Consider the following 26,641-nt stretch of genomic DNA (forward strand, 5'->3'; position numbering starts at 1 on the left):
CTCTAAGCCTGCTCGCCCAGCTCGCGGGACAGCACGCCGAGCCGGTCGAGTCGCGTCTCCAAGGTCGGGTGGGTCGAGAACAGCGACGACAAGCTGAAACCCCCGGCGGCCGCCGGGGCGAAGAAGAACGCGTTGAACGCCTCGGCCTGGCGCAGGTCGCGGGACGGGATCCGGGCGATGTCCCCGCTGATCTTCGTCAGCGCGGAAGCCAGCGCCGACGGTCGCCCGGTGAGGATGGCCGCGGCCCGGTCGGCGGCCAACTCGCGGTAGCGCGACAGGGCGCGGGTCAGCAGGAACGAGATCGCGTAGACGGCCATGGAGACCAGGACGATCGTGAGCACCATCAGCGCCGCGTTCTGGTCGCGGTTGCGGCCGAGGCCGCCGTACAGGCCGAAGCGGGTGATGAGTCCGGCCAGGACGCCGAGGAACGACGCGATCGTCATCACGGCCACGTCCCGGTGGGCGACGTGGGACAGCTCGTGCGCGAGCACGCCTTCGAGCTCGTCGGCGTCCAGGCGGCGCAGGATCCCGGTGGTCACGCAGACGACCGCCTTGTCCGGGTTGCGGCCGGTGGCGAACGCGTTCGGCAGGTCGACGTCGGCGATGGCGACCTTCGGCTTCGGCATGTCGGCCAGCGCGCACAGCCGGTCGATCGCGCCGTGCAGCTGCGGCGCCTCCTCGGGGCTGACGATCCGGCCGCGCATCGCGTACAGCGCGATCCGGTCGGAGAACCAGTACTGCGCGAACAGCGCGCCGCCCGCGATCAGGACGGCCACCACGGCGCTCTTCGTCAGCGCGATCAGCAGTGCGACGAATCCGACGTACAGCAGGCCGAGCAGGAAGCTGGTGACCAGCATCCGGCGGCTCAACCCGCGATCGGGTGTGAAGCGAGTCTTCATCGCATCGTCCTTCCTCACCTGCTAGCGAGAGTAGCTCGGCCCGGAAGCACCTCAGACCCGGTCGTCCTCGCGGCGATTCAGGTCCAGGTCGGCCAGCAGCGAGCGCAGTTCGGAGCGCAGGAAGTCGCGGGTGGCGACCTCGCCGACGGCCATCCGCAGCGCGGCCATCTCGCGGGCCAGGAACTCCATGTCCGCACGGGCCCGGGCGTCGACGTCGCGGTCGCGCTCGTACTGCACCCGGTCGCGCGCCTCCTGCCGGTTCTGGGCGAGCAGGATGAGCGGAGCGGCGTACGACGCCTGCAGGCTGAGCGCCAGGGTGAGGAAGATGAACGGGTACTCGTCGAACCGCAGCTGCGGCGGCGCGAAGATGTTCCAGCCGACCCAGAACAGGACCGTCGCGGTCATGTAGACCAGGAACTGGCCGGTGCCGAGGAAGCGGGCGATCCGCTCGGACAGCCGCCCGAACGCGTCGGCGTCGTACGCGGCGCGCCGGACGAGGGTGCGGCGCAGCTCGCGCGGTATGTCCAGCCGGTTGGTGCTCCGAAGCAGTCGGCGGTCATCGGTGCTGCGGTCGTCACGTGGCATGCCGGTCCTCCTCCTGCTGTTCGGACTCTCGCCAATCCTCCGGGAGCAGGTGGTCGAGGACGTCGTCGACGGTCACCGCTCCGAGCAGCCGGCCTTCGTCGTCGAGGACCGGCGCGGCCACCAGGTTGTACGTGGCGAGGTATCTACTCACCGCATGCAGGCTGTCGTCCGGCCGCAGTCCGTCCAGGTCCGTGTCCAGTACGGCGGACACCAGCTCGGACGGTGGTTCGCGCAGCAGCCGCTGGATGTGGCCGACCCCGATGAACCGCCCGGTGGGGGTCTCCAGCGGTGGACGGCAGACGTAGATCATCGCGGCCAGCGCTGGACTCAGCTCAGCGTTCCGCACCTGGGCCAGAGCGTCCGCCACGGTCGCGTCGGCCGGCAGGATCACCGGCTCCGACGTCATCAGTCCGCCGGCTGTGCGCTCCTCGTACGTCAGGAGGCGTCGTACGTCCTCGGCCTCGTCCGGCTCCATCAGCGTCAGCAGGCGCTCGGCCGTGTCGGTGGGCAGCTCGGCGATCAGGTCGGCCGCGTCGTCCGGGGACATCTCCTCGAGCACGTCCGCGGCGCGTTCGGTGTCCAGGCCGGCGAGGATCTCGACCTGGTCGTCCTCGGGCAGCTCCTCCAGGACGTCGGCCAGCCGCTCGTCGTTCAGGGCAGCGGCGATCTCCTTGCGCCGCTTGGGGGACAGGTCCTGCAGTACGCCGGCCAGGTCGGCAGCCTTCATCGAGTCGAACGCGGCCAGGATGTGCGTTGCGCCCTGCCCCTCCTCGACCTGGGCGAAGCCGCTGACGTCGATCCAGTCGAGCACATGGGACTGACCGCGTCGCCGGAACCGCTTGGCGCCCTCCCGGACCGCCACCTTCGACAGCACCCAGTCACGCGTCCGCCACTGTTCCATGGCCATGTCGAACACCACTGCGGTCGCACCGGACTCGCGGATGGTGACCGTGCGGTCGAGCATCTCCCCGAGCACCAGCACCTCGGTCGGCCGCTGCTCGAAGCGCCGCATGTTGACCAGGCCGGTGATGATCACGTGGCCGACGTCGATCGACGTCACCCGGGTCATCGGCAGGAAGATGCGCCGCCGGGTGAACACCTCCACGACCAGACCGAGCACCCGCGGCGGCTGCGTGCCCTGCCGCAGCATCACCACGACGTCGCGGACCTTGCCGACCTGGTCACCGTTCGGGGCGAACACCGGGAGACCAGCCAGCCGGGCGACGTACACGCGCGACGACTGCGAGCCACTCATGTTCGAAGGCTAACCCGCGAGCGTGGACTCTCAGCTCAGGCGCGGGCGGCGGCGGATGCGGCGGTGCAGGGTGACCGGCGGCTTGCCCCTCGTGGTCGCGGGTGTCCCGATCGGCGACTCGGCCCGCGGGCTGTCGTCGTACTGGCCTGTTCGCTCGGTGATCTCGCCGGTGGGCTCCAGAACGAGCAGGTCGGCCTCGGTCTTCCAGCGGTCCAGTTGGGTGTCCAGCCCGGCCGCGTTCAGCCGCTCGGTGCGCAGTACCAGGGCCGCTGCGGTCCACTCCTCGCTGCCGGGCTCCAGTCGGCGCACTGTCGCGGTCCAGCTCGCCAGGCGGTTGGTGGCGGGCTTGGCCGGTACGACGACCTCCGCAGTACCTGCCGTGGCCAGTCCGGGCAGCGGCTGCTCGGCGCTGTCAGCGGCATCCGCCAGTACGACGAACTGCCCGTCGACTGTGACGAACCACGCAGGCGCGGGCCGGCCGCCGTTCCAGGACAGCCAGACCAGGCCGGCCTTCTTCATGACCGCGGCGATCTCGGCAGCAGCGTCCGCAGCGTCATTGATGGTCACGGATCCAAGGGTGTCACACCAAGCTCGCGGATCGCGGCCTGCTGCACCCGCACGTACAGGGCGGTGAATCGGGACACACTCGGAGGGGAAGTGAGCCGGGTCACCGGAGCGTGCGGGGGTTTCGCCGTACGCTGCCGGTGACCGGCGGGTAACCCGAGGAGAGGGACACGGTGATGGCGGAGCAGGTGACCGGGGTGGTGGGGCGGGGAAGGAATCCGGCATTGCGCAGCAGGCGGTCTTGTCTGGCGACTCCGGGGTCGAACCCGCGGTTCCTGGCCAAGGCGAAGGGGCTGGACGCCGACCAGGTGTTCCTCGACCTGGAGGACTCGGTCGCGCCGATCGCCAAGGTGGACGCGCGCAAGAACATCGTCGCCGCGCTGAACGAGGGCGGCTGGGGGACCAAGATCCGCGTGGTCCGGGTGAACGACTGGACCACCGAGTGGACCTACGCCGACGTGATCGAAGTTGTCGGCGGAGCCGGCGCCAATCTCGACTGCATCATGCTGCCGAAGGTGCAGACCGCCGAGCAGGTCGTCGCGCTCGACCTGCTGCTCACCCAGCTGGAGAAGGTGCACGGCCTCGAGCCGGGCCGGATCGGGATCGAGGCGCAGATCGAGAACGCGCTCGGCCTGACCAACGTGAACGCGATCGCGCAGGCGTCGCCGCGGGTGGAGACGATCATCTTCGGCCCGGCCGACTTCATGGCCTCGATCAACATGAAGTCGCTGGTGGTCGGCGAGCAGCCGCCCGGGTACGACGTGGGCGACGCCTACCACTACATCCTGATGCAGATCCTGATGGCCGCGCGGGCGCACGGGAAGCAGGCGATCGACGGGCCGTACCTGCAGATCAAGGACGTCGACGGGTTCCGCCGGGTGGCCGGCCGCTCGGCCGCGCTCGGGTTCGACGGCAAGTGGGTGCTGCACCCGGACCAGATCGCCGCCGCGAACGAGGTGTACTCGCCGCGCCAGGACGACTACGACCACGCCGAGAACATCCTGGACGCCTACGACCACTACACCTCGGCGGCCGGCGGCGCCCGCGGCGCGGTGATGCTCGGTGACGAGATGATCGACGAGGCCTCCCGCAAGATGGCCCTCGTCATCTCCGCCAAGGGCCGCGCGGCCGGCATGACCCGCACGGACATCTGGCAGCCGGCCGACTAGCCGGGCGCCACCTGCGCCATGATCGCCAGCAGCTGACCGTCGGGGTCGGGGAAGAACGCCATCCATTCCTCGACCCCGTTGTCATGCTTGTGGATCAGGTGCGGCGCGTTCTCGAACTCCACGCCCCGCTCGCGCAACTCGTCGTACGCGACCCGGATGTCCTCCACCTGGAAGTACAGGCACGACGCCCCGGCAGGCTCGTCGGAGGCACTCAGGAACAACCGAGTCCCGCCACAGTCGAAGAACGCCAAGTCCCCGAACGTGTAGAGATGCGGCAACCCGAGCACCTTGCCGTAGAACTCCACCGCCTGCTGGATATCGCTCACTGGCCGGGCGATCTGCCCGATCATCCCAAGCTGCACAGCCATCGCCGGGCCTCCCTGTCGTCGCAGTGCACTGTCCGCGGGCACACCACGCCAGGTCCGAAGCTCGGCCCGGCGTTCCAGGCCGAGCTTCAGCAACGCGTTCGCGACGTGGAACTTCACCGCGTCGACGCTGACTCCGCGCCGCCGGGCGATCTCCCGGTTCGGCATCCCGTGCCGCACCATGTCGACCACCTGCCACTCCGCAGGAGTCAGTACGTCGGGATGCCTCGGCCGGCCGCGTGTGCCCACAGCCTCAAGCTAGCGCCGCGGGCCCCGGAATTACCCTCCCCTAGAGCGTCCAGACTTTGTAGATGTGGATGGGCTTGGCCGGCGGGCCGTCCTGGTCCGGGTCGGCGATGCCCGCGGCGACCATCCGGTCGAACGTCGACATGCCGAAGACGACCTGGCCGAGGACGGTGTAGTTCGGGGCGATGTTGGCGTGCGAGTGCACGACGAAGAACTCGCTGCCGTTGGTCCCCGGCCCCTGGTTGCCGTAGGCAACGGTGCCGCGGGGGTAGGTCTCCTGGCCGGTGACCTCGTCCGGGAACTTGTACCCCGGCCCGCCTTCCTCCTGGCGGTAGATGTCGCCGCACTGCAGCACCCCGAGGCGGGCGGAGTTGGTCAGCCGGAAGCACTGGGTGAAGTCGTAGAACCGGCTCTTCACCAGGTGCACGAAGTTGTGCACCCCGCACGGCGCGTTCGACCGGTCCATCCGGACCACGAACGGTCCGTAGTTGGTCACGAAGAACACGTCCACCGTGCCCTTCGCGCGGGCGACCGGCGACGGGATCCGGACCGGCTTGGCGGCCGGGTTCTCCGGCGTCGGGGTGAACTCGCACTTGACCACCGGCTTCGGCGGCTTCGCCGGCACCGTGGTGGTGGCAGGGGCCGCAGCGGCGGTCGTGGTCGTGAGCGTCGTCGCGACCAGAGTGGCCGCGATCAGGGCGGTAATCGATCGCTTCATGCTGCTCACCGTAGTACTCCGATCGCTCTGTGCAGAGGTTGATGAAGGTTTCGGGCCAGAACTCGCCCTTCCGCGCATGCCCCGCCTAAGGTGTTGCGGTCCGCTGCGGAAGGTGTTGTGTGTGAACGGCGAGGTACTGGCAGGGCGTTACCGGTTGCTGACCCTGCTGGGCAGGGGCGGCGCGGGTGAGGTGTGGCAGGCCGAGGACACCGTGCTGGCCCGGCAGGTCGCGGTCAAGCTGCTCCGTCGGCTCGACGGTGACCCGATGGACGCGGTCGAGCGGTTCCGCGCCGAGGCGCAGGCGGCCGCGCGGCTGATGCACCCGAACGTCGTCGCGACGTACGACGTGGGCGCCGCGGGCGAGCACGTGTTCCTGGTGATGGAGCTGGTGTCCGGCCCGGACCTGTCGCAGCTGATGCGCACTTCCGGCCTGCCGAGCGGCAAGCTGGTCGCCGACATCGCCGTCCAGGGAGCACGGGCCCTCGACGCGGCTCACGGGGCCGGCATCGTGCACCGGGACGTGAAGCCCGGCAACCTGATGCTCGCGGCGGACGGCACCCTCAAGATGACCGACTTCGGCATCGCGAAGGGCGCCGGCACGGAGACCACCGGAGTCGGAGTCCTCCTCGGTACGGCGTCGTACGTGGCACCGGAGCAGGTCCGCGGCCAGTCCGCGACCCCGGCCAGCGACTGGTACTCCTTCGGCTGCGTCCTCTACGAGCTTCTGGCCGGTGCGCCGCCCTTCACCGGACCCGACGTGGAATCGGTGATGCGGCAGCACCTGGACGCGGTGCCGCAGCCCATCACCCGGGCCGACGTGGAGCCCGCGCTCGCCAATCTGGTCCTGCAGCTCCTGGCGAAGGACCCCGCGGACCGCCCGTCCTCGGTTGCCGACGTGACCGCCCTGCTGACTGCAGCCCCGAACACGCAGGTGCTGCCGCTGCTCCCCACCAACGACGTTCTAGACGTCGGCACCTGGGAGGAGGAGCCGGAACAACCCGCGACGGCGACCCACCGGGCGCCGACCAAGGGGTTCCCGTTCGCCAAGGTGCTCGTCCCGATGGCCGTCGTACTGGCCGCTGTCATCGGCGGGCTGATGCTGCGCGAGAGCGTGAGCACCAACCCGCCCGCCGCGGCCGGTGGGACGCCGTCAGCGCCGGTGGTGAAGGCAACCAGCGCGCCGAAGACCACACCGAAGCCCACGCCCTCCAGGACGCCGTCGAAGACGCCGTCCGCCAAGCCGAAGGAGACGCCGCAGAACCCGCGAGCGGCGCTGGTGCAGACGCTGCGGACGCTGGCGGCGCAGGTGCGGGCTACCCAGCAGGACAGCCGGAGCAAGGCGCCGCGAGAGGCCGCGAACGACCTCGACCAGGCCGCGGAGGCGCTGGACAACGGGAACACCGACCAGGCGGCCAGGAGGTTCTACGAGGCCCGGCAGCGCCTGTTCGAGGCGCAGCAGCGGCACCGTTGGCAGGCCACGCCGCAGATCGCCGCCCTGTTCCAGGTGGTCGGCCAGAGCCTGCCGCGCCCCGGCGGCGACGGTGGAGACGGCGACCGCGGCGACGAGTGAGGCACGCGACCTTCGGCAGGTGGCCGGTGTCACAGCGGGTGTCGGCCTCGTGCCGGGATGCTGAGAACCGCGATACTCGCGGGTAAGGCGTCCCCCGGAGCGAAGGAGCCGACGATGAGCAGGTTGCAGCAGACCGACGGGCTGACCGACATCCAGGAGGAGATCCTGAAGACGGTCCGCGCGTTCGTCGAGTCGGAGATCCTCCCGGTCGCCACCGAGCTCGAGCACCGCGACGAGTACCCGACCGAGATCGTCGAGGGCCTCAAGGAGCTCGGCCTGTTCGGGCTGATGATCCCGGAGGAGTACGGCGGCCTGGGCGAGTCGCTGCTGACCTACGCGCTGTGCGTCGAGGAGATCGCCCGCGGCTGGATGAGCGTGTCCGGCATCATCAACACGCACTTCATCGTCGCGTACATGCTGCTCCAGCACGGCACCGACGAGCAGAAGCGGAAGTACCTGCCGCGGATGGCCACCGGTGAGGTGCGCGGCGCGTTCTCGATGTCCGAGCCGGGCTGCGGATCCGACGTCGCCGCGATCAAGACCAAGGCGGTCAAGGACGGTGACGCCTACACGATCAACGGCCAGAAGATGTGGCTGACGAACGGCGGCTCGTCGAACCTGGTCGCCGTACTGGTGAAGACCGACGAGGGTGCGGACTCGGTCTACCGGAACATGACCACGTTCCTGGTCGAGAAGGAGCCCGGGTTCGGCGAGGTGGACAAGGGCCTCGTGGTGCCGGGCAAGATCGAGAAGATGGGCTACAAGGGCGTCGACACCACCGAACTGGTCTTCGACGGCTACCGGATCGACGCCGGCCAGATCCTCGGCGGCGTCCCGGGCAAAGGCTTCTACCAGATGATGGACGGCGTCGAGGTCGGCCGGGTGAACGTGGCCGCCCGCGGCTGCGGGGTGGCCCGGCGCGCGTTCGAGCTGGGCATCGCCTACGCGCAGCAGCGGGAGACGTTCGGCAAGAAGATCGCCGACCACCAGGCGGTGCTGTTCCGGCTGGCCGACATGGCGGTGAAGGTCGAGGCCGCGCACGAGCTGATGGTGAAGGCGGCCCGGAAGAAGGACGCCGGCTCCCGCAACGACTTCGAGGCCGGGGTGGCGAAGTACCTGGCCAGCGAGTACTGCCACCAGGTGGTGGAGGACTCGTTCCGGATCCACGGCGGCTACGGGTTCTCCAAGGAGTACGAGATCGAGCGGCTCTACCGGGAGGCCCCGATGCTGCTGATCGGCGAGGGGACGGCGGACATCCAGCGGATGATCATCGGCCGCCGGCTGCTGGAGGACTACAAGCTCTGACCGGCCGGCGTGCTGGGTCGACGGGCGGGGCGGTGCCAGTCGGCCCAAGCACGCGGCGGGGCAGGGTCCATGGGGCGCTAAGCGGTGAGACGAGATGGGGACGTGGCTGCGGGCAGGCGCGGGTTGCCGGAGCCGTGGCCGGACAGCAGCCAGATGCCGAGCTGAGTGATCTCGTGGCGCACGGACGCACCGGCCCGGCGCGTGGTGATCAGCCCGGCTTCGCGTAGCACCGTGGCCTGATGGCTGGCGGCGGCCGGTGAGATCTTGCAGCGTTTCGCCAGCTCGGTCGTCGTACAACCGACGACGGCGGCCTCCAGTGCGGCGGCCCGGGTGGAGCCGAGCAGCGAGCTCAGCGCGTCACTCGACGGGCAGTCGTCCGTCGAGTGCTGCCGCAGCATGCCCGGCGCGTGGTGGATCGGGTACACCAGGATCGGCTTCAGGTCCGGGTCACGCAGCTTCGTCGGCACCTGCCAGCAGAACGCCGACGGCTGCAGCTCGATCCCGCGCCCGTCCAGGTAGAGATCGCGGTCGTGCATGTCCAGCACCTGCAGCACCGGCGCCACCCACTTGACCCGCGGGTGCAGCGTCGACAGCAGCCGGTCCACCCCGTGCCGCGACAGCGCCTCGCCGCGATGCGCGTGGTCGGCCGACACGTGCGTCCCGATCGACTTCCAGTACGGCGCGATCGCCGCGTCGTGGTAGGTCCGGATGGCCCGGCCGAGCTTGTTCAGCGAGCTCCGCTCGCCCCGCGCCAGCTCCCGCGTCCACGGCGACACCGGGCGGTACTTGCTGAGCAGCTCCAGCTGCTCGCGGATCTCCTGGCGTGGTGTGGCCAGCGCCAGCTCCAGCGTGGTCTCGAAGTCCGGCGGGGCCTCGGCCGGAGTGAGGAAGTCGGGGGAGTAGCCCTTCGGCGGCGTCAGCTCCAGCAGCAGCCGCATCTGGTCCGGGGCGACCTTGGCCCGTACGTACCGGCGCCAGTCGTCGAAGATCAGCCGGCCGTCGGTCTGCTGCAGCATGTGCAGGCTGAGCAGCACCTCCCACAGCGGGGCGGGAGTGGCGGCGACCGTGACGCGAGCGAGATCACGTGGCGTGAAATGGATGCGGAGCACGGCGGGCCCTCCCTGGTACTGACGTGTCACGGCATCCCCCGATGCCGTCGGTCGCAGAATGTGGTTGATCGCTGACCGAAAGCGATGGCGGCATTCAATCAAGGCGCTCGAACACGGCACAACCGTTTGAACATTCCAAACAGTCGGGACTGGCGGCCATGGCAGAAGGCTGCCAAGTCAGCGACTACGCAGCGCTCAAAGCCAGTGGTTGCGCTTGAACAGCCGGTAAAGCACGGTGCACGCGGTGGCCATCACCGCGAGAACGACGAAGTACGCGTACTTCAGCCGCAACTCCGGCATGTAGTCGAAGTTCATCCCGTAGATCCCGGCGATCATCGTCGGCACCGCCAGGATCGCGACGTAGGCTGCGATCCGCCGCATGTCCTCGTTCTCCGACACCTGCACCTGGGCCAGGCCCGCCTGCAGGATCGAGCTGAGCAGCTCGTCGAACGAGATCACCTGCTCCTTCACCCGCAGCAGGTGGTCGTCGACGTCGCGGAAGTAGTTCCGGGTCTCGTCGCTGATCAGCGGGTGCCGCAGCGTCGACAGGGCCCGCATCGGCCCGGTCAGCGGCGCCACCGCCCGCTTCAGCTCCAGCACCTCGCGCTTGAGCTGGTAGACCCGGTCGATCTTGCGCCAGCCGCGCGGGGTGAACATCTCGCTCTCGATCAGGTCGATGTCGGCCTGGACCGCGTCCGCGACCTCCAGGTACCGGTCGACCACGTGGTCGGCGATCGCGTGCAGTACGGCGCCCGGACCGGCCGCCAGCCGCTCCGGCTCCTGCTCCAGCCCGTGCCGCAGGCCGGTCAACTCGCTGTGATCGCCGTGCCGCACGGTGACGACGAACCCGGCGCCGCAGAACACCATCACCTCACCGGTCGCCACCACCTCGCTGGTGGCGGTCAGATCCCCGTGCGGCACGTAGGTGACGGTCTTCAGTACGGCGAACAGCGTGTCGTCGTACCGCTCGAGCTTGGGCCGCTGGTGCGCCTCGGTGGCGTCCTCCAGCGCCAGCGGGTGCAGGCCGAACTCGTCGCCGATGACGGCCAGCTGCCGCTCGTTGGGCTGGAACAGGCCGATCCAGACGAAACCCAGCCCGCGCCGGGCCCGGCTGAGCGCCTCGGTGTAGGAGTTGACCTTGGTGTCCCGGCGGCCGTCACGGTAGAACGCCCAGTCGACCAGAGCGCCGTCCAGCTTGCCGCTGGCGACCAGGTCGACCGGCTCCGGGACGCCCGGAGAACGCCGGGCGAAGACGCGTCCCATCCGGCGTGTCGCACCCATGTCCCACCGTCGCCCGGTCATCACCGGCGAGGCTATCAAGGCGCGGTAACCAGCCGTCGGCAATGATGGGGGTGGAAGCACGTGGAGAGGAACGACGATGACCACGCAGGGCATGCCCTCGATGGACCCCCGGCCGAGCGGCCTGACGATCGGGACCTATGACACCTACCGGGAGGCGCAGCGAGCTGTCGACTACCTCTCGGACGAGAAGTTCCCGGTCGAGCACACGACCATCGTCGGCAACAACCTGCGCCAGGTGGAGAAGATCACCGGCCGGCTCACCTGGGGCAAGGCGCTGACCGCCGGCCTGGCCAGCGGCGCCTGGTTCGGCCTGTTCGTGGGTCTGCTGCTGGGACTGTTCACCAACGGCAACTGGCTGGCCGCCGTGGTGACCGGCGTCGTCCTCGGCGCCTTCTTCGGCCTGGTGTTCGGCGGCCTCGGCTACGCGCAGTCGGCCGGGCGACGGGACTTCACCTCGCGAACCGCGGTGGTGGCGACGACGTACGACGTACTGTGCGACTTCAAGTACGCCGAGGAGGCCCGCAACCACCTGGCCAAGCTGGCTCTCAAGGGCGAGGTCAACCCGCGGATCGCCGAGCAGCCGATCCAGAACCAGTCGCCGCTGCAGCAGCCGCACGAGTGACGCTCGAGTGACGCCCGAGTGACGAAGGTCTCGCGTGGGTGAGAGGTAGGCCACGCTCGGGCTACTGCCCAGTCACGCCGAGTTTCGGCAGCATGGGGTCCGGGGATACCGGAAGGAGCCGAGGGCATGCAGTTCGGGCGTAGCTACGAGGAGTTCGAGGTCGGCGCGGTCTACAAGCACTGGCCGGGCAAGACCGTGACCGAGTACGACGACCACCTGTTCTGCCTGCTCACGATGAACCACCACCCGCTGCACCTGGACGCGCACTACGCGGAAGAGACCACTCAGTTCGGCAAGAACGTTGTGGTGGGCAACTACATCTACTCGATCCTGCTCGGGATGTCCGTCCCGGACGTGAGCGGCAAGGCGATCGCCAACCTGGAGATCGAGTCGCTGCGGCACGTCGCCCCGACCTTCCACGGCGACACCGTGTACGGCGAGACCGTGGTGCTGGACAAGTGGGAGTCGAAGTCGAAGGACGACCGCGGCGTCGTCTACGTCGAGACCAAGGGCTACAAGCAGGACGGCACCGTCGTCTGCCTGTTCCGCCGCAAGGTGATGGTCCCCAAGAACAACTACCTGGAAGCCCGGGGCGGGGAACAGCCCGGCCGCCCCACCCCGGCTTCCTAGACAGCCTCAGCTCAGGAAGATCTCGATCACCGGGACCAGGACGTCCGGGCGCTGGATCGGGAGCTTGAGGGTGAGGGTGTCGGCGGACACGCCGCCCATCCGGGTGTTCTGGGCGGTCTGGTGCGGGTCGTTGACGATCCGCTTGATCTCCGAGGCGTCGTTCAGGAGCTGGGCGTACTTCACCTTGCCGGCCAGGCCGGGCAGGTGGATGTGGCCCATCGGCCAGGAGAACAGGTGCAGGTAGAGCCGGTCACCCTTCTGGGTGAAGCGGCAGTCGGCCGGTGCGGTGAGCTCGCTCGGCCGGGCGCCGCGGACCGACCGCTCGTGCAGCCGCATCCACTCGCCGATCGTCGCCAGCGTGGCCAGCGCCCGCGGGTCGAACTCGCCGCGCCCGGTCGGGCCTACGTTCAGCAGCAGGTTGCCGTCCTTGGAGACCGAGTCGACCAGCATCTTCACCAGCGTCTCGGGTGACTTCCAGTCCAGGTTGTCCCGGTCGTAACCCCAGCTGCCGTTGAGGGTCTGGCAGGCCTCCCACAGCACCGGCTCGCCGTCGCGCATCATCGGCCCGTCCGGCTGGTACTGCTCCGGCGTGACGAAGTCGCCGGGGATGTCCAGCCGGTCGTTGATCAGGATGTCCGGCTGCAGCTCCCGGCACATCGCCATCAGTTCCTCGGACCGCCACTCGTCGCGGCCCTTGCCGTTGCCCGGACCCGGCTGCCCGTCCTCGCGGTTGCGGTTCGGGTACGAGAAGTCGAACCACATGATGTCGATCGGCCCGTAGTTCGTCAGCAGTTCGCGCGTCTGCGCGTGCAGGTAGTCGGCGTACACCTGGACGTCCCGGCCGGCCGCCTTCGCCCAGGCCTTCTCGTCGTACCGCTGCGGGTGCACGACGTCGATCGGGAACTCCTTGTGGTGCCAGTCGATCAGCGAGTGGTAGAACCCGACACCGAGCCCCTCCTCCCGGCACGCCTCGACGAACGGGCCGACCAGGTCCTTGCCCCACGGTGTCTTCGCGACCGTGTAGTCGGACACCGCCGAGTCCCACAGGCAGAAGCCCTCGTGGTGCTTGGTGGTCAGTACGGCGTACCGCATGCCGGCCTCGCGGGCGGCGCGGGCCCACTTGCGCGGGTCGTACAGGTCGGGCTCGAAGTGGTCGAAGTACGGCTGGTAGTCCTCGTCGGTCAGCCGCTCGCGGTTCTTCACCCACTCGTGCCGGGCCGGCAGGGCGTACAGGCCCCAGTGGACGAACAGGCCGAACCGCCAGTCGCGGAACTTCTCGACGGAGGCCGCGGGGGGCGCGTCGGTCATGTCAGCACTCCTTGGAGTCGAAGGTTCATTAACGGCCACCCAGCCCCGTGACGAGGAGGCCGCGGACAAGGTGCTTCTGCAGCAGGATGACGAGCAGGACGGTGGGCAGCATGGCCAGCACGGAGGCCGCCATCATCAGGTTCCACTGGGTGCCCTGCTGGCCGATGAACTGGGCCAGGCCGAGCGGGACGGTGCCCTTGTCCGCGACGCTGTTGATGATGATCAGCGGCCACAGGAAGCTGCCCCAGAAGCTGATGAAGGTGAAGACGGTCAGTACGGCGATGGCCGGCCGAGCCAGCGGCAGCATGATCCGCAGGAACGTGCCGAACGGCCCGCACCCGTCCACCCGGGCCGCCTCCTCGAGCTCGGCCGGGACGGTCAGGAAGAACTGCCGGAGCAGGAACGTGCCGAACGCGGTGAACGCCCACGGCAGGATCAGCGCCCAGTAGCTGTCCACCCAGCCGAGGGACTGCATCAGCCAGTACATCGGCACGATCAGCACCTCCTGCGGCACCATCAGGGTGCCCAGGAACAGCACGAACAGTTGCTCACGGCCCCTGAACTTCAGCCGGGCGAACGCGTACGCCGACATGCTCGAGGCGATCACCACGACCAGGGTGCCGATGATCGCGACGAACAGGCTGTTCAGGAAGTACCGGCCGAACGGCGCGAACGTGAACGCGTCGGCGTAGTTCTGCCAGCGGATCTCGGACCCGAACAGCTCCGGCGTCGGCGTGAACACCTCGTCCGCGGGTTTCAGCGAGGTGGACACGGCGTACACCAGCGGCACGAGGAACAGGATCGCGACGATCAGCAGCAGGACGTGCGACACCCCGTTGCGGACGCGGCGCCCGACGAGGGAGGTGGTCTCAGACGTCATAGTTCACCCACTTGCGCTGGCCCAGGAACTGGATCGCGGTGATGCCCATGATGATCACGAACAGCACCCAGCCGGCCGCCGACGCCAGCCCCATGGTGAGGAACTGCCAGCCCTGGTTGTAGACGTACATGACGATCGTCTGGGTGGACACGCCCGGACCGCCCTGGGTCAGGATGAACGGCTGGGCGAACACCTGGAACGAGGTGATCAGCGTCATCGTGGTGGCGAAGAAGATCGACGGCGTGATCATCGGCCAGGTGACGTACCGGAACCGCTGCCACACCCCGGCGCCGTCGATCTGCGCCGACTCCAGCTGCGACTGCGGCACCTGGTCGAGCGCGGCGGAGAAGACCAGGAAGTTGTAGCCGAAGCCCTGCCAGACCGACATCGCGACGATCGCCGGCATCGCCCAGTTCGACGAGCCGAGGAAGTTCGGCGCGCTCACTCCGAACCAGGTCTGCATCGCGCTGTCGATCAGCCCGCCGGGCTGGAACAGCAGCCGCCAGACCATCACGTTCGCCACCATCGGCGTCATCACCGGAATGAAGAACAGCACCCGGAACGCCTGCCGGCCCTTGATCCTCGGCCCGAGCCAGAGCGCCAGCCCGAGCGAGACGACGACGTTGAGCGGGACGTACAGCACCACGAACAGCGCGGTGTTCAGCACCACCCGGCGGAACACCGGGTCGTTCATCAGGTGGGTGTAGTTCTCGATCCCGAGGAACTCGCGCTCGCCGAACACCGGCCAGTCGAACAGGCTGATCGCAAGCGCCATCGCGGTCGGGAACAGCGTGAACAGGGCCAGGCCGCCGAGGCTCGGGGCCAGGAAGACACTGGCGTGCCGTCCGTCCCGCCGCAGCGCGGGCCGCCGCCCCGCCCGGTCCGTCCGGGACGGCGGGCTGGGCGGTGCGGCGGTCGTGGTGTCGACGCCGGCCATCAGGATCCGGCGCCCGCCTGGTCCTGGATGGTCTTCAGCGCCTGGTCCGGCGGGATCTCGCCGTTCAGCGCCTGGGTGCCGAACCGGTTGAGCAGGTCGGAGACCTGGACCCAGTTCTTCGAGGTGACCAGGGCGACGGAGTTCTCCGAGGCGTAGTCGATGGTCTCCTTCGCACCGTCGATCTTCGCGGCGGCGAACCAGGCGTCGTGCGCGGCGGTCCGGGCCGGGTACGCGCGGCCGGCCGCGGCCAGCGTGGTCAGCGGCTTCTCACTGGTCATCGACATGATCGCCTGGAACGCGGCGTCCGGCGTCTTGCAGGACCGGGAGATGCCGAAACCGGATCCGGCGGTGTAGGTCTTGGACCCGTCCGGCCCGGCCGGGATCGGAGCGATGCCGAGCTGGAACTTGACCTTGCCCTTGGTGTCGATCAGCGACCACGGCCCGTTCAGCTGCATCGCGGCCTTGCCGGCGGCGAACTGCTGGGCCTCGAAGTCGGGGTTGCCGGACGGCACCTGCGGCGCGATCTTGTCGGTCTTGACGAAGTCGGCGTACTGCGAGAACCCGTCGACGAACTTCTGGTCGGTGAGCGCGAGCTTGCCGTCGGCGAGCGGCTCCGCGCCGGTGAACGTCCGCACCCAGGACGTGACGCCGAGGTCGCCGGGGGCCGTCACCAGGCCGGTCCGCCCGGCGGCGGTGAGCTTCTTCGCGGCCGCCTCGAACTCGTCCACCGTCCAGCCCGGCTTCGGCTCGGCCACGCCGGCCGCCTTGAACAGGTCGCGGTTGTAGAAGATCACCATCGGGCCGGAGTCGTACGGGATCGCGATCTGCTTCCCGTCGACCTTGAGGCCGTCCATGATCGGCTTGTCGAAGTCCTCGGCCTTCAGGCCGTACTTGCTCATCAGGTCGTCCAGCGGCAGCATCGCGCCGGCGTACGACGCGGTCCGCAGGCTCTGCATGCCGATGATGCAGGGCGCCTTGCCGCCGGCCAGCAGGGTGCCGATCTTGGCCCAGTAGTTGTTCCAGTCGGTGCCCTGGAGCTTGACGGTGATGCCGGGGTGGTCGGTCGTGGCCTGGTCGGCGACCTTCTGCCAGGCCGCCTGGTCCTCGGTGCCACCGATCCAGAACGACCAGGTCAGGTCGGCCTTGTCGGCAGATCCGGAACTGTCACCGCCTCCACTGCCGTCATTGCCCCCGCACGCAGCCACCGCCGTGAGGGCGAGGGCCGAGAGGGTGGCGATCGCCCAGCGGCGCACCCGCGCTGGTGTTCGGTTCATCCTGACCTCCAGGGGAACTGGTACATCGACCAACGAGTTGATTCATCCGATCTATATGTCGTCCTCTTGACATGAGTCAACAGTTCGTGTCCTTAATTCAGGGCGAAACCTAGCGCTGAGCATGAAAATATCGCTTAGACATCCGATGTGTGCGAGGCTGACATCGGATGTTTGGCGCCGTCGCTGCGGAGGAGGTGGGTGTGCGGGTCACCGACGAGGCGATCGACCGGATCAAGCAGATGATCGTGACCGGCGAGCTGCGACCCGGCGATCGGCTGCCGCGCGAGCCGGACCTGGCCGCGCGGCTCGGCCTGTCCCGCAACTCGCTGCGCGAGGCGGTCAAGGCGCTCGCGCTGATCCGCGTGCTCGAGGTGCGTCAGGGTGACGGCACGTTCGTGACGAGCCTCGACCCGGCGCTGCTGATGGAGACGATGGGCTTCGTCCTCGACCTGCACCAGGACGCGTCGGTGCTGGAGTTCTTCGAGGTACGGCGGATCCTCGAGCCGGCCGCCGCCGCGCGGGCCGCACTGCGGATGGCGGACGCGGACATCGCCACGCTGCGCAAGCTGCTCGACGACCTCGGCCCGGAGCCGTCCGTGGAGGACCTGCTCGCCAGCGACGTCGAGTTCCACCGGCTGCTCGCGGTCGGCAGCGGCAACCGCGCGCTCGCCTCGATCATCGACAGCCTGCGCCAGCCCACCTACCGGGCCCGGATCTGGCGCGGCCTGACCCAGAACGACGCCGTCGCCCGGACGCTGGCCGAACACCGGGCGATCCTCGACGCGATCGAGGGGCGCGAACCGGAGGTGGCCAGGTCCTGGGCGACGGTGCACATCGCGGGTGTCGAACGCTGGATCCAGGAAGCCGTCAACCTCGACGGGGAGGACGAAGCTCCACCAGGACCGCGGAAGGCATCGGGAGGGTCAGTTCGGCTGCTGCGCCGGTCAACTCCAGCGGAGTACTGACCAGCTTGCTGCGCTCGGCCAACTCGGCGAGCTGCTCGTCGGTCGGCCAGTCCTCGATGCCCAGCTCGGCCGCGGCCGCGGCGACATCGCCGACGCCGATCCCGAGCGTGGTCGCGGTCGCCTCCCAGGACGGATCGACGCCGGGCAGTTCGAGGCGGACCGTCCTCGACAACTCCGGAGCACCGCCCGCCTTGGTCTGATCGAGGGTGAGGTTCCACAGCAGTACGGCGATCCGCTCGTCGTCCCGGGACGCCCAGGCCTCCACCAGGCTGCCGCCGCCGTCCCCGGTCAGCGTGACCGGCAGCTCGACCGGACCGAGCCGGCTGAGCAGGCTCATCGCGTGGTACCGCGGCTTCGCCAGCCCGCCCACGGTCTGCAGGCCGAATCCGCCGTGCAGGAGCCGTGGCGGGCGGCCCAGCTCCTCGAAGTGGTCCGACGCGACCCAGTAGGCCAGCGCGTCCACCCGCCCGGCCGCCGACTTCATGCCGCGGAGCAGGAACACCCCGGAGAACACCGAGTCGTTGATCGGGTTGAAATGCGTCGGCGTCACGCCCCACTCGGTCCACAGGATCCGCGCGTCGCTGAACCCGTGCCGGTCCAGCGAGGCCTGGACGTCGAGCGGCGGGCTCCCGTACGTGTGCGTCGACACGAAGTCCACCGGCGTGCCGTGAGCAGCGGCGTGCGCGAGGAGATCGTCGACCCATCCGGCCGCGGCCGACGACGGTCCACCGATCGCGAGCCGGGTGTCCACCGACTTCACGGCCGCCGCGGTCACGTCGTACAGGTGCAGCCACTCGGTCTTCGTGCCGGACCAGAACACCTCGAGGTTGGCCTCGTTCCAGACCTCGAAGTCCCAGGTCAGCACCTCGTCGAGTCCGTAGCGCTGCACGAGGTGCTCGACGAGGGCACGGACCAGGTCGTACCAGGCGTCGTACGACGCCGGCGGTGAGATGATCGCGCCGTACTCGAAGACCGTCTTGGTGGGATCGCGCGCGAGCTCCCGGGGCATGAAGCCGAGCTCGACCACCGGCCGCAGGCCGATCCCGAGCAGCTTGTCGTAGATCGCGTCCACGACCGAGAAGTCGTAGCCTGACGCGCCGACCACGTGCGTGTCGTCGTGGAAGATCGCGTGCGCCCGGACCGTCCGGACCCCGATCTCGTCATGCATCCGGCGGAGCGCCTGCTCCAGTTCGGCGCCGATCTCCCGGCCGCCGCTGCGGTCCGTGCAGAGCAGCTGGCTGAGCCGCTCGCTGCCGATCATCGGCACCCACGGCTTCGCCAACTCGGTGCCCTCGGCAACCGCGTCGACGGTCACGGTCACCACCGGCACCTCGTTGCCGGCGACCAGCGGCGTCGCGCCGACGACCTGGCCGGCCCGACCGGTCACGGTCACCTCGGGAACGCTCGCCACCGCGTAGCGGTACGGCGTCCCCGGGGTGCAGGTGGTGTCGACGTACGGCGGCGCCGGGACCGACAGGACGTCACCGCTGTGGTGGTCGACCGGCTCGAGTGGGCCGTGGTCGCCGGTGCCGCGCAGGATCAGGTATCCCGCCGCGCCGTCGACCGGGGACCAGTCGATGGTGACCTGACCGACCCCGCCGACCGCGGTGACCTCCTTGGGCGGGTCGAGGTCGGGGAAACTGAACTCCCGCTCCTCGTCGCTGCGGATCGCGATCCGCGCGTCCCAGTCGGCCTTGGCGTCGTCGTGCTGCATAGAGAATCTCCTGTGGGTTCTACTCGAGGCCGGACTCGAACTGCTCCATCGCGATCAACGGCCGGATCCGCTGCTCGACCTGCCGGGTGCTGAAGTTCCGCCGGATCACGTCGCCGGCGAAGACGTTGCCGATGGCGCCCATCACCATGGCCTGGTCCAGCGACAGGTAGCGCCGGGCGATCGTCCCGGATCGGACCGCGACCGAGTCGAAGAAGCCGCCACCGCCGTACGCCTTCAGGTTCTTCTCGATCCGGGCCAGGTTGTCGATCGCCTGCCGCGGGGCGTACTGCATCGCGAGGAACGCGGCGTGCGGGGTGACCACGCCGTCGCCGAACGTCGGGTTCGGGTTGACGCCCTCCCGGCAGCCCTCGAAGCCGGCGTCGTAGTTGGTCGCCTCCAGGTCGGACGGGTAGCCGCCGGGATCCATGCCGATCGCGTCGACGCCGTACACGGAGTAGCCGCCCTTGGGGTTCGAGGCGGGGGAGAAGCCCCAGTAGCCGTACTTCGCGTCGTCCATGCCGTGCTCGATGTGCGCGCGCACCGTGAGCGGGTGGTTGACACCCCAGCTCCGCGGCGCCCACTTCGACTCCGGGATGAACAGGTCGGGCATCAGCGACTCGAACATGTCGCCGCCCCACGACGGGACCAGCCGCATCCCGCGGTACGAGTACGTGCCCTCGAAGACGTCCAGGCCGAGGTAGGTCCGGTGCACACCCTTCGGGCGCTGCTCCACCCAGGACCAGTCGCACGAGTCCGGGAACGTCCGGTACGTGGCGAAGTACTGCGTGTGCGGGACCTGCCCGAGCGCGAACCCTATGTACGGCGCGATCCGGGCCTCGGTGTTGCAGGTGTCGTAGTGGAACTTGCGGTAGTACACGTCCGGACCGGTGCCGGCGTGGTTGCCCTTGTCGGTCTCCTCGTCCGGCGGCGGGGTCTCGAAGAAGCCGCCGCGCATCAGACCGCCGGGCCGGGCCGCGGGGTTGTAGTAGTAGGCGAAGTTCATCTTGCTCAGCAGGGACTCCGCGAGCCTGCGGGCGCGTGGCTCGGCGTTGCGCACCACCATCAGCGCGGCCGCGAACCAGCCGTTGTCGACACTGGAGACGAACGGCGTGATCGGCCGGGTCCCGTCCGGATCGGTGTACAGCACCTCACCGGTCGACTCGTCGTACCAGTTGAAGTACATGCCGCTCGGCTCGTGGTGGTCGACCTTGGTCATCGTGGTCAGGGTCTGCGTGATCCTGCGGTACGACTCCTGCGGCGAGATCAAGCCGAGTTGCCGGGCGACGACCGTGCTCCACAGGTAGCCGCCGATGTTGGTGGGCGAGGTGTAGCGGCTGCGGACCGGGTTCGTCACGGACTCGCCGATGTTGTCGGCGGGCAGCCCGGTCTTCTCGTCGGTCATCGCGACCAGACTGCGCCAGGTGTCCCGGGCCCAGCGCCCGACCAGAGCTTTGTCTGCGGTGCTCGGCGTCCAGCCACCTTTCAGAAGCTCTGCAGGTGAAGGCGTTCCACCGAAGGCAGGTGTGGCGGTCGCGGCCAGGGCGGTGGCGCCGGTGGCGGCTAACAGGGTGCGGCGACTGATGTTGGCGGTCATCTGTCTCTCCAGAGAAGGGGTCTACTTGAGTCCGGTGATCGCTATGCCCTTGGTGACGTGGCGCTGGAAGATCAGGAACATCACCAGCACCGGTATGACGACCACGACCGCGCCGGCCATCAGCAGGCCGTAGTTCTGCGCGTTCTGGCCCTTCGAATACAGCGCCAGGGCGACCGGGAGGGTGTACTTGTCCTGGGTCTGGGCGATCACCAGCGGCCAGAGGAAGTTGTTCCAGGACCCGAGGAAGGTGAGGATGCCGAGCGTGGCCAGGGCCGGCTTGGTCAGCGGCAGCATGATCCGGGCGAAGATGCCCAGTTCACTGGTGCCGTCCACCCGGCCCGCGTCCATCAGGTCGTCCGGCAGCCCGAGGAAGAACTGCCGCATCAGGAACACGCCGAACGGCGAGACCAGGAACGGCAGGATCAGGCCCGGGTAGCTGTTCGCCAGGCCCACGTTGGTGACCAGCACGAACAGCGGCACGAACGTGACCATGCCGGGGATCATCAGGGTGGCCATCACCAGCACGAACAGCGCGTTGCGGCCCTTGAACCGCAGCTTGGCGAGCGCGTAGCCGATCATCGAGCAGAACGTCAGGTTCCCGGCTGTCACCACCAGCGCGACGACGGTCGAGTTGAGGAAGTACTGCGGGAAGCTCTCCTTGCGGAATAGGTCCACGTAGTTCTGCGTGGTGGGCTGCTCCGGGAACCAGGTCGGCGGGACCCGGAGCAGCTCGCCCTGGGTCTTGAAGCTGCCGAACGCCATCCAGACGAACGGCGCCGCGACGACGACCAGGCCGAGCAGCCCGATCAGGTAGATCCACCAGGTACGGCGCATCACTTCTCCCTCAGCAGCCGGAACTGGATGAACGTGACTACCGCGATGACGACGAACAGCAGGTACGCCATCGACGTGGCCAGGCCGTAGTTGCCGAAGCCGAACTGCTCGTAGGCGTACATCGACACCGACAGCGTGCTGTTCAGCGGGCCGCCGTCGGTCATCACGAACGGCTCCTCGAAGAACTGCAGGTAGCCGATGCCGGTGGTCACGCAGTTGAACAGGATGGTCAGCCGGAGCAACGGCAGGATCAGGTACCGGAACCGTTGCCACGGGCCCGCGCCGTCGATCTGGCCGGCCTCCTCGACCGACTGCGGGATGCCCTGCAGGCCGGCCAGGAAGATGATCATCGCGGACCCGAAGTTCCGCCACGCCGCCATCGCGATCAGCGACGGCATCGCCCAGGTCTGCGACGCCAGCCAGTTCGGCCCGTCGATGCCGAACCAGCCGAGCACGATGTTCACCAGGCCGGAGTCCGGGGCCAGGACGAAGCGCCAGATCACCGCGATCGCGACGATCGACGTCACCACCGGGAGGTAGAAGCCGACCTTGAACAGCGCCTGGAACCGCTTGATCCCACGATCCAGCAGCACCGCGGCGGCGAGCGCGACGACCAGCGTCAGCGGTAGGCCGACGATCACGAAGTACGCGGTGTTGAACGCGGCCTTCCGGAACGTCTCGTCCTGAAAAGCCTTCACGTAGTTGTCGAACCCGACCGGGTTCACCGCGAACGGCGTCCGCAGATCCCGCTGCCGCATGTCGGTGAAACTGGTCAGCAACGACCCAACCACCGGCCCCGCCGTAAACGCCAGGAACAGAACAGCAAACGGCAACACCAAGATCCACGCGGTGGCGGTCTGATGGTCGAGGCGGCCACGGCGAGGTCGCTTGGTGGCGGTCCCCGGCGGCGATCGGCGTACACCTTGCCGGCTTCCCGCCGGATCGCGGCGCGACCCGGCGGGAGCAGTCTTCTGGCTCATCGGGATCAGCTACCAGTGCCGATCGACGAAGCCTGGGTCTGGATGGCCTTGGCGGTGTCGGCGGGGGACTGGCCGGCCTTGGCCATCTTCTCCACCTCGGTGTCGAAGACGGTCGCCACCTGCTCCCAGTTCACGATCGCCGGCGGCGCCTTCGCGGACTCCAGCTGCTTGCCGAACACCGGCAGCAGCGGGTCGCCGGAGATGCTCGGGTCTTCCCACGCGCTCTTCACCGCGGGCAGGTCGGACGACATCTTGAACCAGTTCGCCTGCGTCTTCGGGTCGGACAGGAACTTGACCAGCTTCCACGCGCTGTCCTTGTTCTTCGAGGTCTTGAACACCACGAAGTTCGACCCGCCGACGAACGACGTCGAGGTCTTGTTCTTCGGGATCTCGAAGACCCCGATGTTCGGCTTGATCGCGTCCCCGCCGAGCTTGGCCACGGAGCCCGCCATCCACGGACCGGAGATGAACATCGGCACCTGCCCGCTGACGAACTGCGCCTCGGTCTGGTTCGGCGGCAGGTCGGTGCCGGCCAGCTTCTCGGTGAAGAAGCTCTGGTAGTACTTCAGCCCCTCCTGCATCTCCGGCGTGTCGAAGGTGAACTCCTTCTGGTCGTCACCGGTGATGTTCGCGCCGGCGGACCAGGCGAACGGCATCACCGTCTGCCAGGATCCGTTGCCACCCGGCTGCAGGTTGATGCCGTACTTCGCGCCGGCCTTCTCCTGCATCGCCTTCGCCATCGCCTTCAGGCCGTCCCAGTCGGTCGGCGGCGTGGTGATCCCGGCCTTGGCGGCCAGGTCCTTGCGGTAGTACACCAACCGCGTCTCGACGTACCAGGGAACGCCGTACTGCGTCCCGCCGACCTTCGTGGTGTCCAGGGCGCCGGGGTAGAAGCCCTCGTTGTCGAAGCCCTCCGGGGTCGGGTCGAGCGCGCCGAGGTCGGCGAACTCGCCCATCCAGGTGGTGCCGACCATCGCGGCGTCCGGCAGCGTCTGCGCGGTGATCGCGGTGGTGAACTTGTTGTGCGCGGCGTCCCACGGGATCGGCGTGACGGTGACCTTCACGCCCGGGTTGGCCTGCTGGAACTGCTGCATCAGCTTGGGCAGGTTCTCGCCTTCGGTGCCCATCGCCCAGACGGTCAGGTTGCCGGTGGCAGGTCCTTCGCTGACCGTGGTCGTCGGCTGCGCGCCCCCGCTGGGGGTGTCCTCCGACCTGCCACACCCTGTCAGCGCAAGGGCTGTGGCGGTGATCGCAGCGCTGCCGATCACCAGCCGGCGGCGGATGCTGTGGGTGATCATCTGTGTCTCCTCACTCGGTTACATCCCCCGTCCCGTGCCGCAGCTGTCCCGCAGCACGAGTTGTGTTGCCAGTACGTCGTTGCGCGCCCGGGTCCGCTCTCCGGTCACCCGCTCGTGCAGTCGCTGTGCCGCCAGCCGCCCGAGCTCGGTCATCGGCTGCCGCACCGTCGTCAACCCCGGCGACACGTATCGAGCCGCCATCACGTCGTCCCACCCCGTCACCACGATCTCGTCAGGTACGGCGACGCCCGCAGCAAGCAACGTCTTCATCGCAGCCAGCGCGAGCTCGTCGTTGGCGCAGACCAGTCCATCGGGACGCTTCTTTGCCGTCAGCAACTTCGTGGCGACCGTCGTGCCGGCCTCTTCGGTCATCGGCACGCGCTCTGGTTTCGGCACGTTCACCCCGCGACCGCGGAGAGCTCTGGCGAACCCCGCGTACCGTTCCCCGACGTCGTACCCGCTGTCGGGATCGCCGACGAAGAGCAGCCCGGTGCGGCCGTGGTCCAACAGTCTTGTGGTGAGCTGTTCGGCGCTCGCCGCGCTCTCGCTGCGGACCGAGTCGCAGCCCGTCACCGGCGGATGCGCGATCAGCACCAGCGGCACACCGGCCTTGCGCAGGCCCTGGATGGCCGGCAGGTCCAGTGCGTTGCCGTGGACAACTATCCCGTCGACCCGCCCGGCCAGGTCGCGGACGGTGCGGTTCGGGTCGGGGTTGCCGTGGGTGACCGTGATGATGACGCTCTGGCCGTGCTCGCCGGCCCAGCGCTCGTACCCCATCAGCAGGTCGCCGTAGAACGGGCCGGCCAGGTCGGGCAGCACCAGCCCGTGCGCCTCGTGACGTTGTACCGCCAGGCTGCGGGCGGCGCGCAGCGGTACGTAGTTGAGCTCGCGTGCCGCCTGGTCGACCCGGGCCTTCGCCTTCTCCGACACCGGCCCGGTCCCTTGCAGGACACGCGAAACGGTCGCGATCGACAGCTTCGCGTGCGCCGCGACGTCGTAGATCGTCGCCGGCCTGCCGGTGGGTCCGGGTGCCACGTGCTCGCTCCTGGGAGGTCGGAGTGGAAGCGCTTACAGTTTTCGACCCTGCCTTGTCCGGGGGCGGTTGGTCAAGAGGTCGAGATCGATCTGCGACCATGAAATCGTGACCACACACGAAAGACAGGACCAGTTGTTCCTGATCCGGCACGGCGAGACCGAGTGGAGCAAGTCGGGCAAGCACACGTCGGTGACGGACCTTCCGCTGACCGCGGAAGGTGAGCGCGTGGCCGCCTCGCTGAAGTCGCGGCTGGCCGGCGAGACCTTCGAGCTGGTGCTGACCTCACCGCGGGAACGGGCCCGCCGTACGGCGGAGCTCGCGGGCTTCCCGGAGGCCGAGGTCGAGGAAGACCTGGTCGAGTGGGACTACGGGGACTACGAAGGCATCACCACCGCGGAGATCCGCAAGACCGTGCCGGGATGGACGGTCTGGTCGCATCCGGTACCCAACGGCGAAACACCCGCCCAGGTCGCGGCCCGGCTCGACCGCGTGAACGCCCGGATCGCCGCCGTACCCGGTGACGTCCTCGTCTTCGGTCACTCACACGCCCTGCGCGGCCTCACCGCCCGCTGGCTCGAGCTCGACGTCACCGAGGGTCGTCACTTCGTCCTCAACACCGCCACCATCTCGACCCTCGGCTGGGAGCGCGGCTCACCCGCGGTCCACCGCTGGAACAACGAATAGCTCGATCGTGCACCGCTGGCGGAAGCCGAGGCTTTCGTAGACGGACTTCCCGGCGGACGACGAGCCGAGCACGGCGTACTCGACGCCGTGTACCTGTCGTAGCGCGCCGTACGTGATCGCGGCTCCGATGCCGCGGCGGCGAGCCTCTGGCACGGTCATCACGAAGTAGACGCCGGCCACCCCGGCGCCGAGGAAGATCGTGGTGGTCGCCACCGGCTCGCCGTCGAGGAAGCCGAGGTAGTGCCGCCAGGGATCGCCGTACCCGAGCCGCCGGTACACCTCGGCGACCCAGCGCGCTTCCTTCTCGCCCTCCCCGAAGCCACGGCCGAGCGTTGCCTCCCAGGTCGCGAGCGCCTCGTCGGTCGTGAACCGGGTGAGCTCGAAGCCCGGGACATCCTTCGGCTTCCGCAGTTCGGACAGCTTCACGGCCATCCCGGGCTCGCCGCCGTCGTCGGAGAACCCTGCCGCTCGCAGTCGGTCGCCGAGATCGGCCGGCCGCATGGACGGCCCGACATGCCAGGTCCCTGGTACGCCGTACTGCCGCATCAGCTCCCGTGATTCGGCGATGGCGCCGTCGACGTCCGCAGCCGACAGGTCGGCCGCCACCACTGCGTTATGGGCGTCGAGCGGCGAGCCGCCGATCGTCCAGCGAACGGCGCCGTCGTCCCGTTGCACCCCACCGCCGGCAGCTCCCATCGCCATCAGCAACTCGGCGGCGTTCTCCTCGATCGCCCGAACCACGGACCCGTCATCCATGCAGCCAGTGTCAAGCACCACCCGGCCCCAGCGCGATCGGTT

At 68.7% G+C, this 26,641-nt stretch carries 26 protein-coding genes; 7 read left to right on the forward strand and 19 right to left on the reverse strand.

Annotated features, from left to right (window positions below; all coding sequences use genetic code 11):
* Positions 1-2: 2 nt before the first annotated feature.
* From htpX to ACWCOV_RS21475, 4 genes are read right to left on the reverse strand one after another with little or no spacing between them, the layout of a single operon-like run.
* A complete protein-coding gene (gene htpX / locus ACWCOV_RS21460) occupies positions 3-899 on the reverse strand; it encodes a zinc metalloprotease HtpX (protein ID WP_449831050.1) in 897 nt (298 codons plus the stop codon).
* A gap of 51 nt (positions 900-950) precedes the next feature.
* Positions 951-1,484 carry a DUF1003 domain-containing protein gene (locus tag ACWCOV_RS21465; protein WP_449831051.1) on the reverse strand — a complete coding sequence of 178 codons (534 nt, stop codon included), beginning with the start codon at positions 1,482-1,484 and terminating at the stop codon, positions 951-953.
* Positions 1,474-2,739, reverse strand: a complete 1,266-nt coding sequence (locus tag ACWCOV_RS21470; protein ID WP_449831052.1) for a magnesium transporter MgtE N-terminal domain-containing protein — start codon at positions 2,737-2,739, stop codon at positions 1,474-1,476. The genes ACWCOV_RS21465 and ACWCOV_RS21470 overlap by 11 nt, the downstream gene beginning before the upstream one ends.
* A gap of 30 nt (positions 2,740-2,769) precedes the next feature.
* The gene (locus ACWCOV_RS21475) at positions 2,770-3,306 is read right to left on the reverse strand and encodes a hypothetical protein (protein WP_449831053.1); all 537 of its coding nucleotides are present in this window, start codon (positions 3,304-3,306) and stop codon (positions 2,770-2,772) included.
* Between the two features lie 173 nt (positions 3,307-3,479).
* Here ACWCOV_RS21475 and ACWCOV_RS21480 point away from each other — a divergent pair, with 173 nt between their 5' ends.
* Entirely contained in the window at positions 3,480-4,472 is a 993-nt protein-coding gene (locus ACWCOV_RS21480; protein ID WP_449831054.1) for an HpcH/HpaI aldolase/citrate lyase family protein, read from the forward strand.
* Here ACWCOV_RS21480 and ACWCOV_RS21485 read toward each other — a convergent pair.
* Together ACWCOV_RS21485 and ACWCOV_RS21490 are read right to left on the reverse strand one after the other, a co-directional pair.
* Entirely contained in the window at positions 4,469-5,086 is a 618-nt protein-coding gene (locus tag ACWCOV_RS21485) for a VOC family protein (RefSeq protein ID WP_449831055.1), read from the reverse strand. The genes ACWCOV_RS21480 and ACWCOV_RS21485 overlap by 4 nt on opposite strands.
* Before the next feature lie 40 nt (positions 5,087-5,126).
* Complete coding sequence (locus ACWCOV_RS21490; protein WP_449831056.1) at positions 5,127-5,801, reverse strand: peptidylprolyl isomerase; 675 nt, start codon at positions 5,799-5,801, stop codon at positions 5,127-5,129.
* Positions 5,802-5,922: 121 nt separating this feature from the next.
* On the opposite strand from ACWCOV_RS21490, the gene ACWCOV_RS21495 reads away from it, so the two are divergent.
* Together ACWCOV_RS21495 and ACWCOV_RS21500 are read left to right on the forward strand one after the other, a co-directional pair.
* Positions 5,923-7,371 (forward strand): protein kinase domain-containing protein, encoded by a 1,449-nt coding sequence (locus ACWCOV_RS21495; RefSeq protein ID WP_449831057.1) that lies wholly within the window; start codon positions 5,923-5,925, stop codon positions 7,369-7,371.
* A 114-nt stretch (positions 7,372-7,485) separates the two neighbouring features.
* A complete protein-coding gene (locus ACWCOV_RS21500) occupies positions 7,486-8,676 on the forward strand; it encodes an acyl-CoA dehydrogenase family protein (RefSeq protein ID WP_449831058.1) in 1,191 nt (396 codons plus the stop codon).
* A 77-nt stretch (positions 8,677-8,753) separates the two neighbouring features.
* On the opposite strand, the gene ACWCOV_RS21505 is transcribed toward ACWCOV_RS21500, so the two are convergent.
* Both ACWCOV_RS21505 and ACWCOV_RS21510 read right to left on the reverse strand, forming a co-directional pair.
* A complete protein-coding gene (locus ACWCOV_RS21505; RefSeq protein ID WP_449831059.1) occupies positions 8,754-9,785 on the reverse strand; it encodes an ArsR/SmtB family transcription factor in 1,032 nt (343 codons plus the stop codon).
* A gap of 195 nt (positions 9,786-9,980) precedes the next feature.
* Entirely contained in the window at positions 9,981-11,087 is a 1,107-nt protein-coding gene (locus ACWCOV_RS21510) for a magnesium and cobalt transport protein CorA (protein WP_449831060.1), read from the reverse strand.
* A gap of 76 nt (positions 11,088-11,163) precedes the next feature.
* Here ACWCOV_RS21510 and ACWCOV_RS21515 point away from each other — a divergent pair, with 76 nt between their 5' ends.
* The gene (locus ACWCOV_RS21515; RefSeq protein WP_449831061.1) at positions 11,164-11,709 is read left to right on the forward strand and encodes a general stress protein; all 546 of its coding nucleotides are present in this window, start codon (positions 11,164-11,166) and stop codon (positions 11,707-11,709) included.
* Between the two features lie 126 nt (positions 11,710-11,835).
* The gene (locus ACWCOV_RS21520; RefSeq protein WP_449831062.1) at positions 11,836-12,339 is read left to right on the forward strand and encodes a MaoC family dehydratase; all 504 of its coding nucleotides are present in this window, start codon (positions 11,836-11,838) and stop codon (positions 12,337-12,339) included.
* A 6-nt stretch (positions 12,340-12,345) separates the two neighbouring features.
* On the opposite strand, the gene ACWCOV_RS21525 is transcribed toward ACWCOV_RS21520, so the two are convergent.
* The 4 genes from ACWCOV_RS21525 to ACWCOV_RS21540 are packed head-to-tail and all read right to left on the reverse strand — an operon-like array spanning position 12,346 to position 16,738.
* Positions 12,346-13,647 (reverse strand): alpha-L-fucosidase, encoded by a 1,302-nt coding sequence (locus ACWCOV_RS21525; protein ID WP_449831063.1) that lies wholly within the window; start codon positions 13,645-13,647, stop codon positions 12,346-12,348.
* A 28-nt stretch (positions 13,648-13,675) separates the two neighbouring features.
* Positions 13,676-14,527 carry a carbohydrate ABC transporter permease gene (locus ACWCOV_RS21530; protein ID WP_449831064.1) on the reverse strand — a complete coding sequence of 284 codons (852 nt, stop codon included), beginning with the start codon at positions 14,525-14,527 and terminating at the stop codon, positions 13,676-13,678.
* Positions 14,517-15,464: a carbohydrate ABC transporter permease gene (locus ACWCOV_RS21535; RefSeq protein ID WP_449831065.1), complete on the reverse strand. Its 948-nt coding sequence runs from the start codon at positions 15,462-15,464 to the stop codon at positions 14,517-14,519. The genes ACWCOV_RS21530 and ACWCOV_RS21535 overlap by 11 nt, the downstream gene beginning before the upstream one ends.
* Entirely contained in the window at positions 15,464-16,738 is a 1,275-nt protein-coding gene (locus tag ACWCOV_RS21540; protein ID WP_449831066.1) for an ABC transporter substrate-binding protein, read from the reverse strand. Before ACWCOV_RS21540 ends, ACWCOV_RS21535 begins: the two co-directional genes overlap by 1 nt.
* 200 nt (positions 16,739-16,938) lie before the next feature.
* On the opposite strand from ACWCOV_RS21540, the gene ACWCOV_RS21545 reads away from it, so the two are divergent.
* Entirely contained in the window at positions 16,939-17,703 is a 765-nt protein-coding gene (locus ACWCOV_RS21545) for a FadR/GntR family transcriptional regulator (RefSeq protein WP_449831067.1), read from the forward strand.
* Here ACWCOV_RS21545 and ACWCOV_RS21550 read toward each other — a convergent pair.
* From ACWCOV_RS21550 to ACWCOV_RS21575, 6 genes are all read right to left on the reverse strand, one after another.
* Positions 17,606-19,417: a GH39 family glycosyl hydrolase gene (locus tag ACWCOV_RS21550; RefSeq protein WP_449831068.1), complete on the reverse strand. Its 1,812-nt coding sequence runs from the start codon at positions 19,415-19,417 to the stop codon at positions 17,606-17,608. The two genes, ACWCOV_RS21545 and ACWCOV_RS21550, sit on opposite strands and share 98 nt — an antisense overlap.
* Before the next feature lie 19 nt (positions 19,418-19,436).
* Complete coding sequence (locus ACWCOV_RS21555; protein WP_449831069.1) at positions 19,437-21,011, reverse strand: glucoamylase family protein; 1,575 nt, start codon at positions 21,009-21,011, stop codon at positions 19,437-19,439.
* Between the two features lie 21 nt (positions 21,012-21,032).
* Positions 21,033-21,845: a carbohydrate ABC transporter permease gene (locus ACWCOV_RS21560; RefSeq protein ID WP_449831070.1), complete on the reverse strand. Its 813-nt coding sequence runs from the start codon at positions 21,843-21,845 to the stop codon at positions 21,033-21,035.
* On the reverse strand, positions 21,845-22,681 hold the full coding sequence (locus ACWCOV_RS21565; protein WP_449831134.1) for a carbohydrate ABC transporter permease: 837 nt from the start codon (positions 22,679-22,681) through the stop codon (positions 21,845-21,847). The genes ACWCOV_RS21560 and ACWCOV_RS21565 overlap by 1 nt, the downstream gene beginning before the upstream one ends.
* A 149-nt stretch (positions 22,682-22,830) precedes the next feature.
* Complete coding sequence (locus tag ACWCOV_RS21570) at positions 22,831-24,123, reverse strand: sugar ABC transporter substrate-binding protein (RefSeq protein ID WP_449831071.1); 1,293 nt, start codon at positions 24,121-24,123, stop codon at positions 22,831-22,833.
* 18 nt (positions 24,124-24,141) lie between these two features.
* On the reverse strand, positions 24,142-25,158 hold the full coding sequence (locus ACWCOV_RS21575; RefSeq protein WP_449831072.1) for a LacI family DNA-binding transcriptional regulator: 1,017 nt from the start codon (positions 25,156-25,158) through the stop codon (positions 24,142-24,144).
* 106 nt (positions 25,159-25,264) lie between these two features.
* Here ACWCOV_RS21575 and ACWCOV_RS21580 point away from each other — a divergent pair, with 106 nt between their 5' ends.
* Positions 25,265-25,843: a histidine phosphatase family protein gene (locus ACWCOV_RS21580; protein ID WP_449831073.1), complete on the forward strand. Its 579-nt coding sequence runs from the start codon at positions 25,265-25,267 to the stop codon at positions 25,841-25,843.
* Here the strand turns inward: ACWCOV_RS21580 and ACWCOV_RS21585 are convergent.
* Positions 25,811-26,599 (reverse strand): GNAT family N-acetyltransferase, encoded by a 789-nt coding sequence (locus ACWCOV_RS21585; protein ID WP_449831074.1) that lies wholly within the window; start codon positions 26,597-26,599, stop codon positions 25,811-25,813. The two genes, ACWCOV_RS21580 and ACWCOV_RS21585, sit on opposite strands and share 33 nt — an antisense overlap.
* Positions 26,600-26,641 lie beyond the last annotated feature (42 nt).

Source organism: Kribbella sp. NPDC002412, assembly GCF_053592935.1.

Coding starts and splice junctions, on each gene's coding strand:
- htpX (WP_449831050.1), bottom strand. CDS start 899: ATGAAGACTCGCTTCACACCCGATCGCGGGTTGAGCCGCCGGATGCTG.
- ACWCOV_RS21465 (WP_449831051.1), bottom strand. CDS start 1,484: ATGCCACGTGACGACCGCAGCACCGATGACCGCCGACTGCTTCGGAGC.
- ACWCOV_RS21470 (WP_449831052.1), bottom strand. CDS start 2,739: ATGAGTGGCTCGCAGTCGTCGCGCGTGTACGTCGCCCGGCTGGCTGGT.
- ACWCOV_RS21480 (WP_449831054.1), top strand. CDS start 3,480: ATGGCGGAGCAGGTGACCGGGGTGGTGGGGCGGGGAAGGAATCCGGCA.
- ACWCOV_RS21490 (WP_449831056.1), bottom strand. CDS start 5,801: ATGAAGCGATCGATTACCGCCCTGATCGCGGCCACTCTGGTCGCGACG.
- ACWCOV_RS21500 (WP_449831058.1), top strand. CDS start 7,486: ATGAGCAGGTTGCAGCAGACCGACGGGCTGACCGACATCCAGGAGGAG.
- ACWCOV_RS21510 (WP_449831060.1), bottom strand. CDS start 11,087: ATGACCGGGCGACGGTGGGACATGGGTGCGACACGCCGGATGGGACGC.
- ACWCOV_RS21515 (WP_449831061.1), top strand. CDS start 11,164: ATGACCACGCAGGGCATGCCCTCGATGGACCCCCGGCCGAGCGGCCTG.
- ACWCOV_RS21520 (WP_449831062.1), top strand. CDS start 11,836: ATGCAGTTCGGGCGTAGCTACGAGGAGTTCGAGGTCGGCGCGGTCTAC.
- ACWCOV_RS21525 (WP_449831063.1), bottom strand. CDS start 13,647: ATGACCGACGCGCCCCCCGCGGCCTCCGTCGAGAAGTTCCGCGACTGG.
- ACWCOV_RS21530 (WP_449831064.1), bottom strand. CDS start 14,527: ATGACGTCTGAGACCACCTCCCTCGTCGGGCGCCGCGTCCGCAACGGG.
- ACWCOV_RS21535 (WP_449831065.1), bottom strand. CDS start 15,464: ATGGCCGGCGTCGACACCACGACCGCCGCACCGCCCAGCCCGCCGTCC.
- ACWCOV_RS21540 (WP_449831066.1), bottom strand. CDS start 16,738: ATGAACCGAACACCAGCGCGGGTGCGCCGCTGGGCGATCGCCACCCTC.
- ACWCOV_RS21550 (WP_449831068.1), bottom strand. CDS start 19,417: ATGCAGCACGACGACGCCAAGGCCGACTGGGACGCGCGGATCGCGATC.
- ACWCOV_RS21555 (WP_449831069.1), bottom strand. CDS start 21,011: ATGACCGCCAACATCAGTCGCCGCACCCTGTTAGCCGCCACCGGCGCC.
- ACWCOV_RS21560 (WP_449831070.1), bottom strand. CDS start 21,845: ATGCGCCGTACCTGGTGGATCTACCTGATCGGGCTGCTCGGCCTGGTC.
- ACWCOV_RS21570 (WP_449831071.1), bottom strand. CDS start 24,123: ATGATCACCCACAGCATCCGCCGCCGGCTGGTGATCGGCAGCGCTGCG.
- ACWCOV_RS21585 (WP_449831074.1), bottom strand. CDS start 26,599: ATGGATGACGGGTCCGTGGTTCGGGCGATCGAGGAGAACGCCGCCGAG.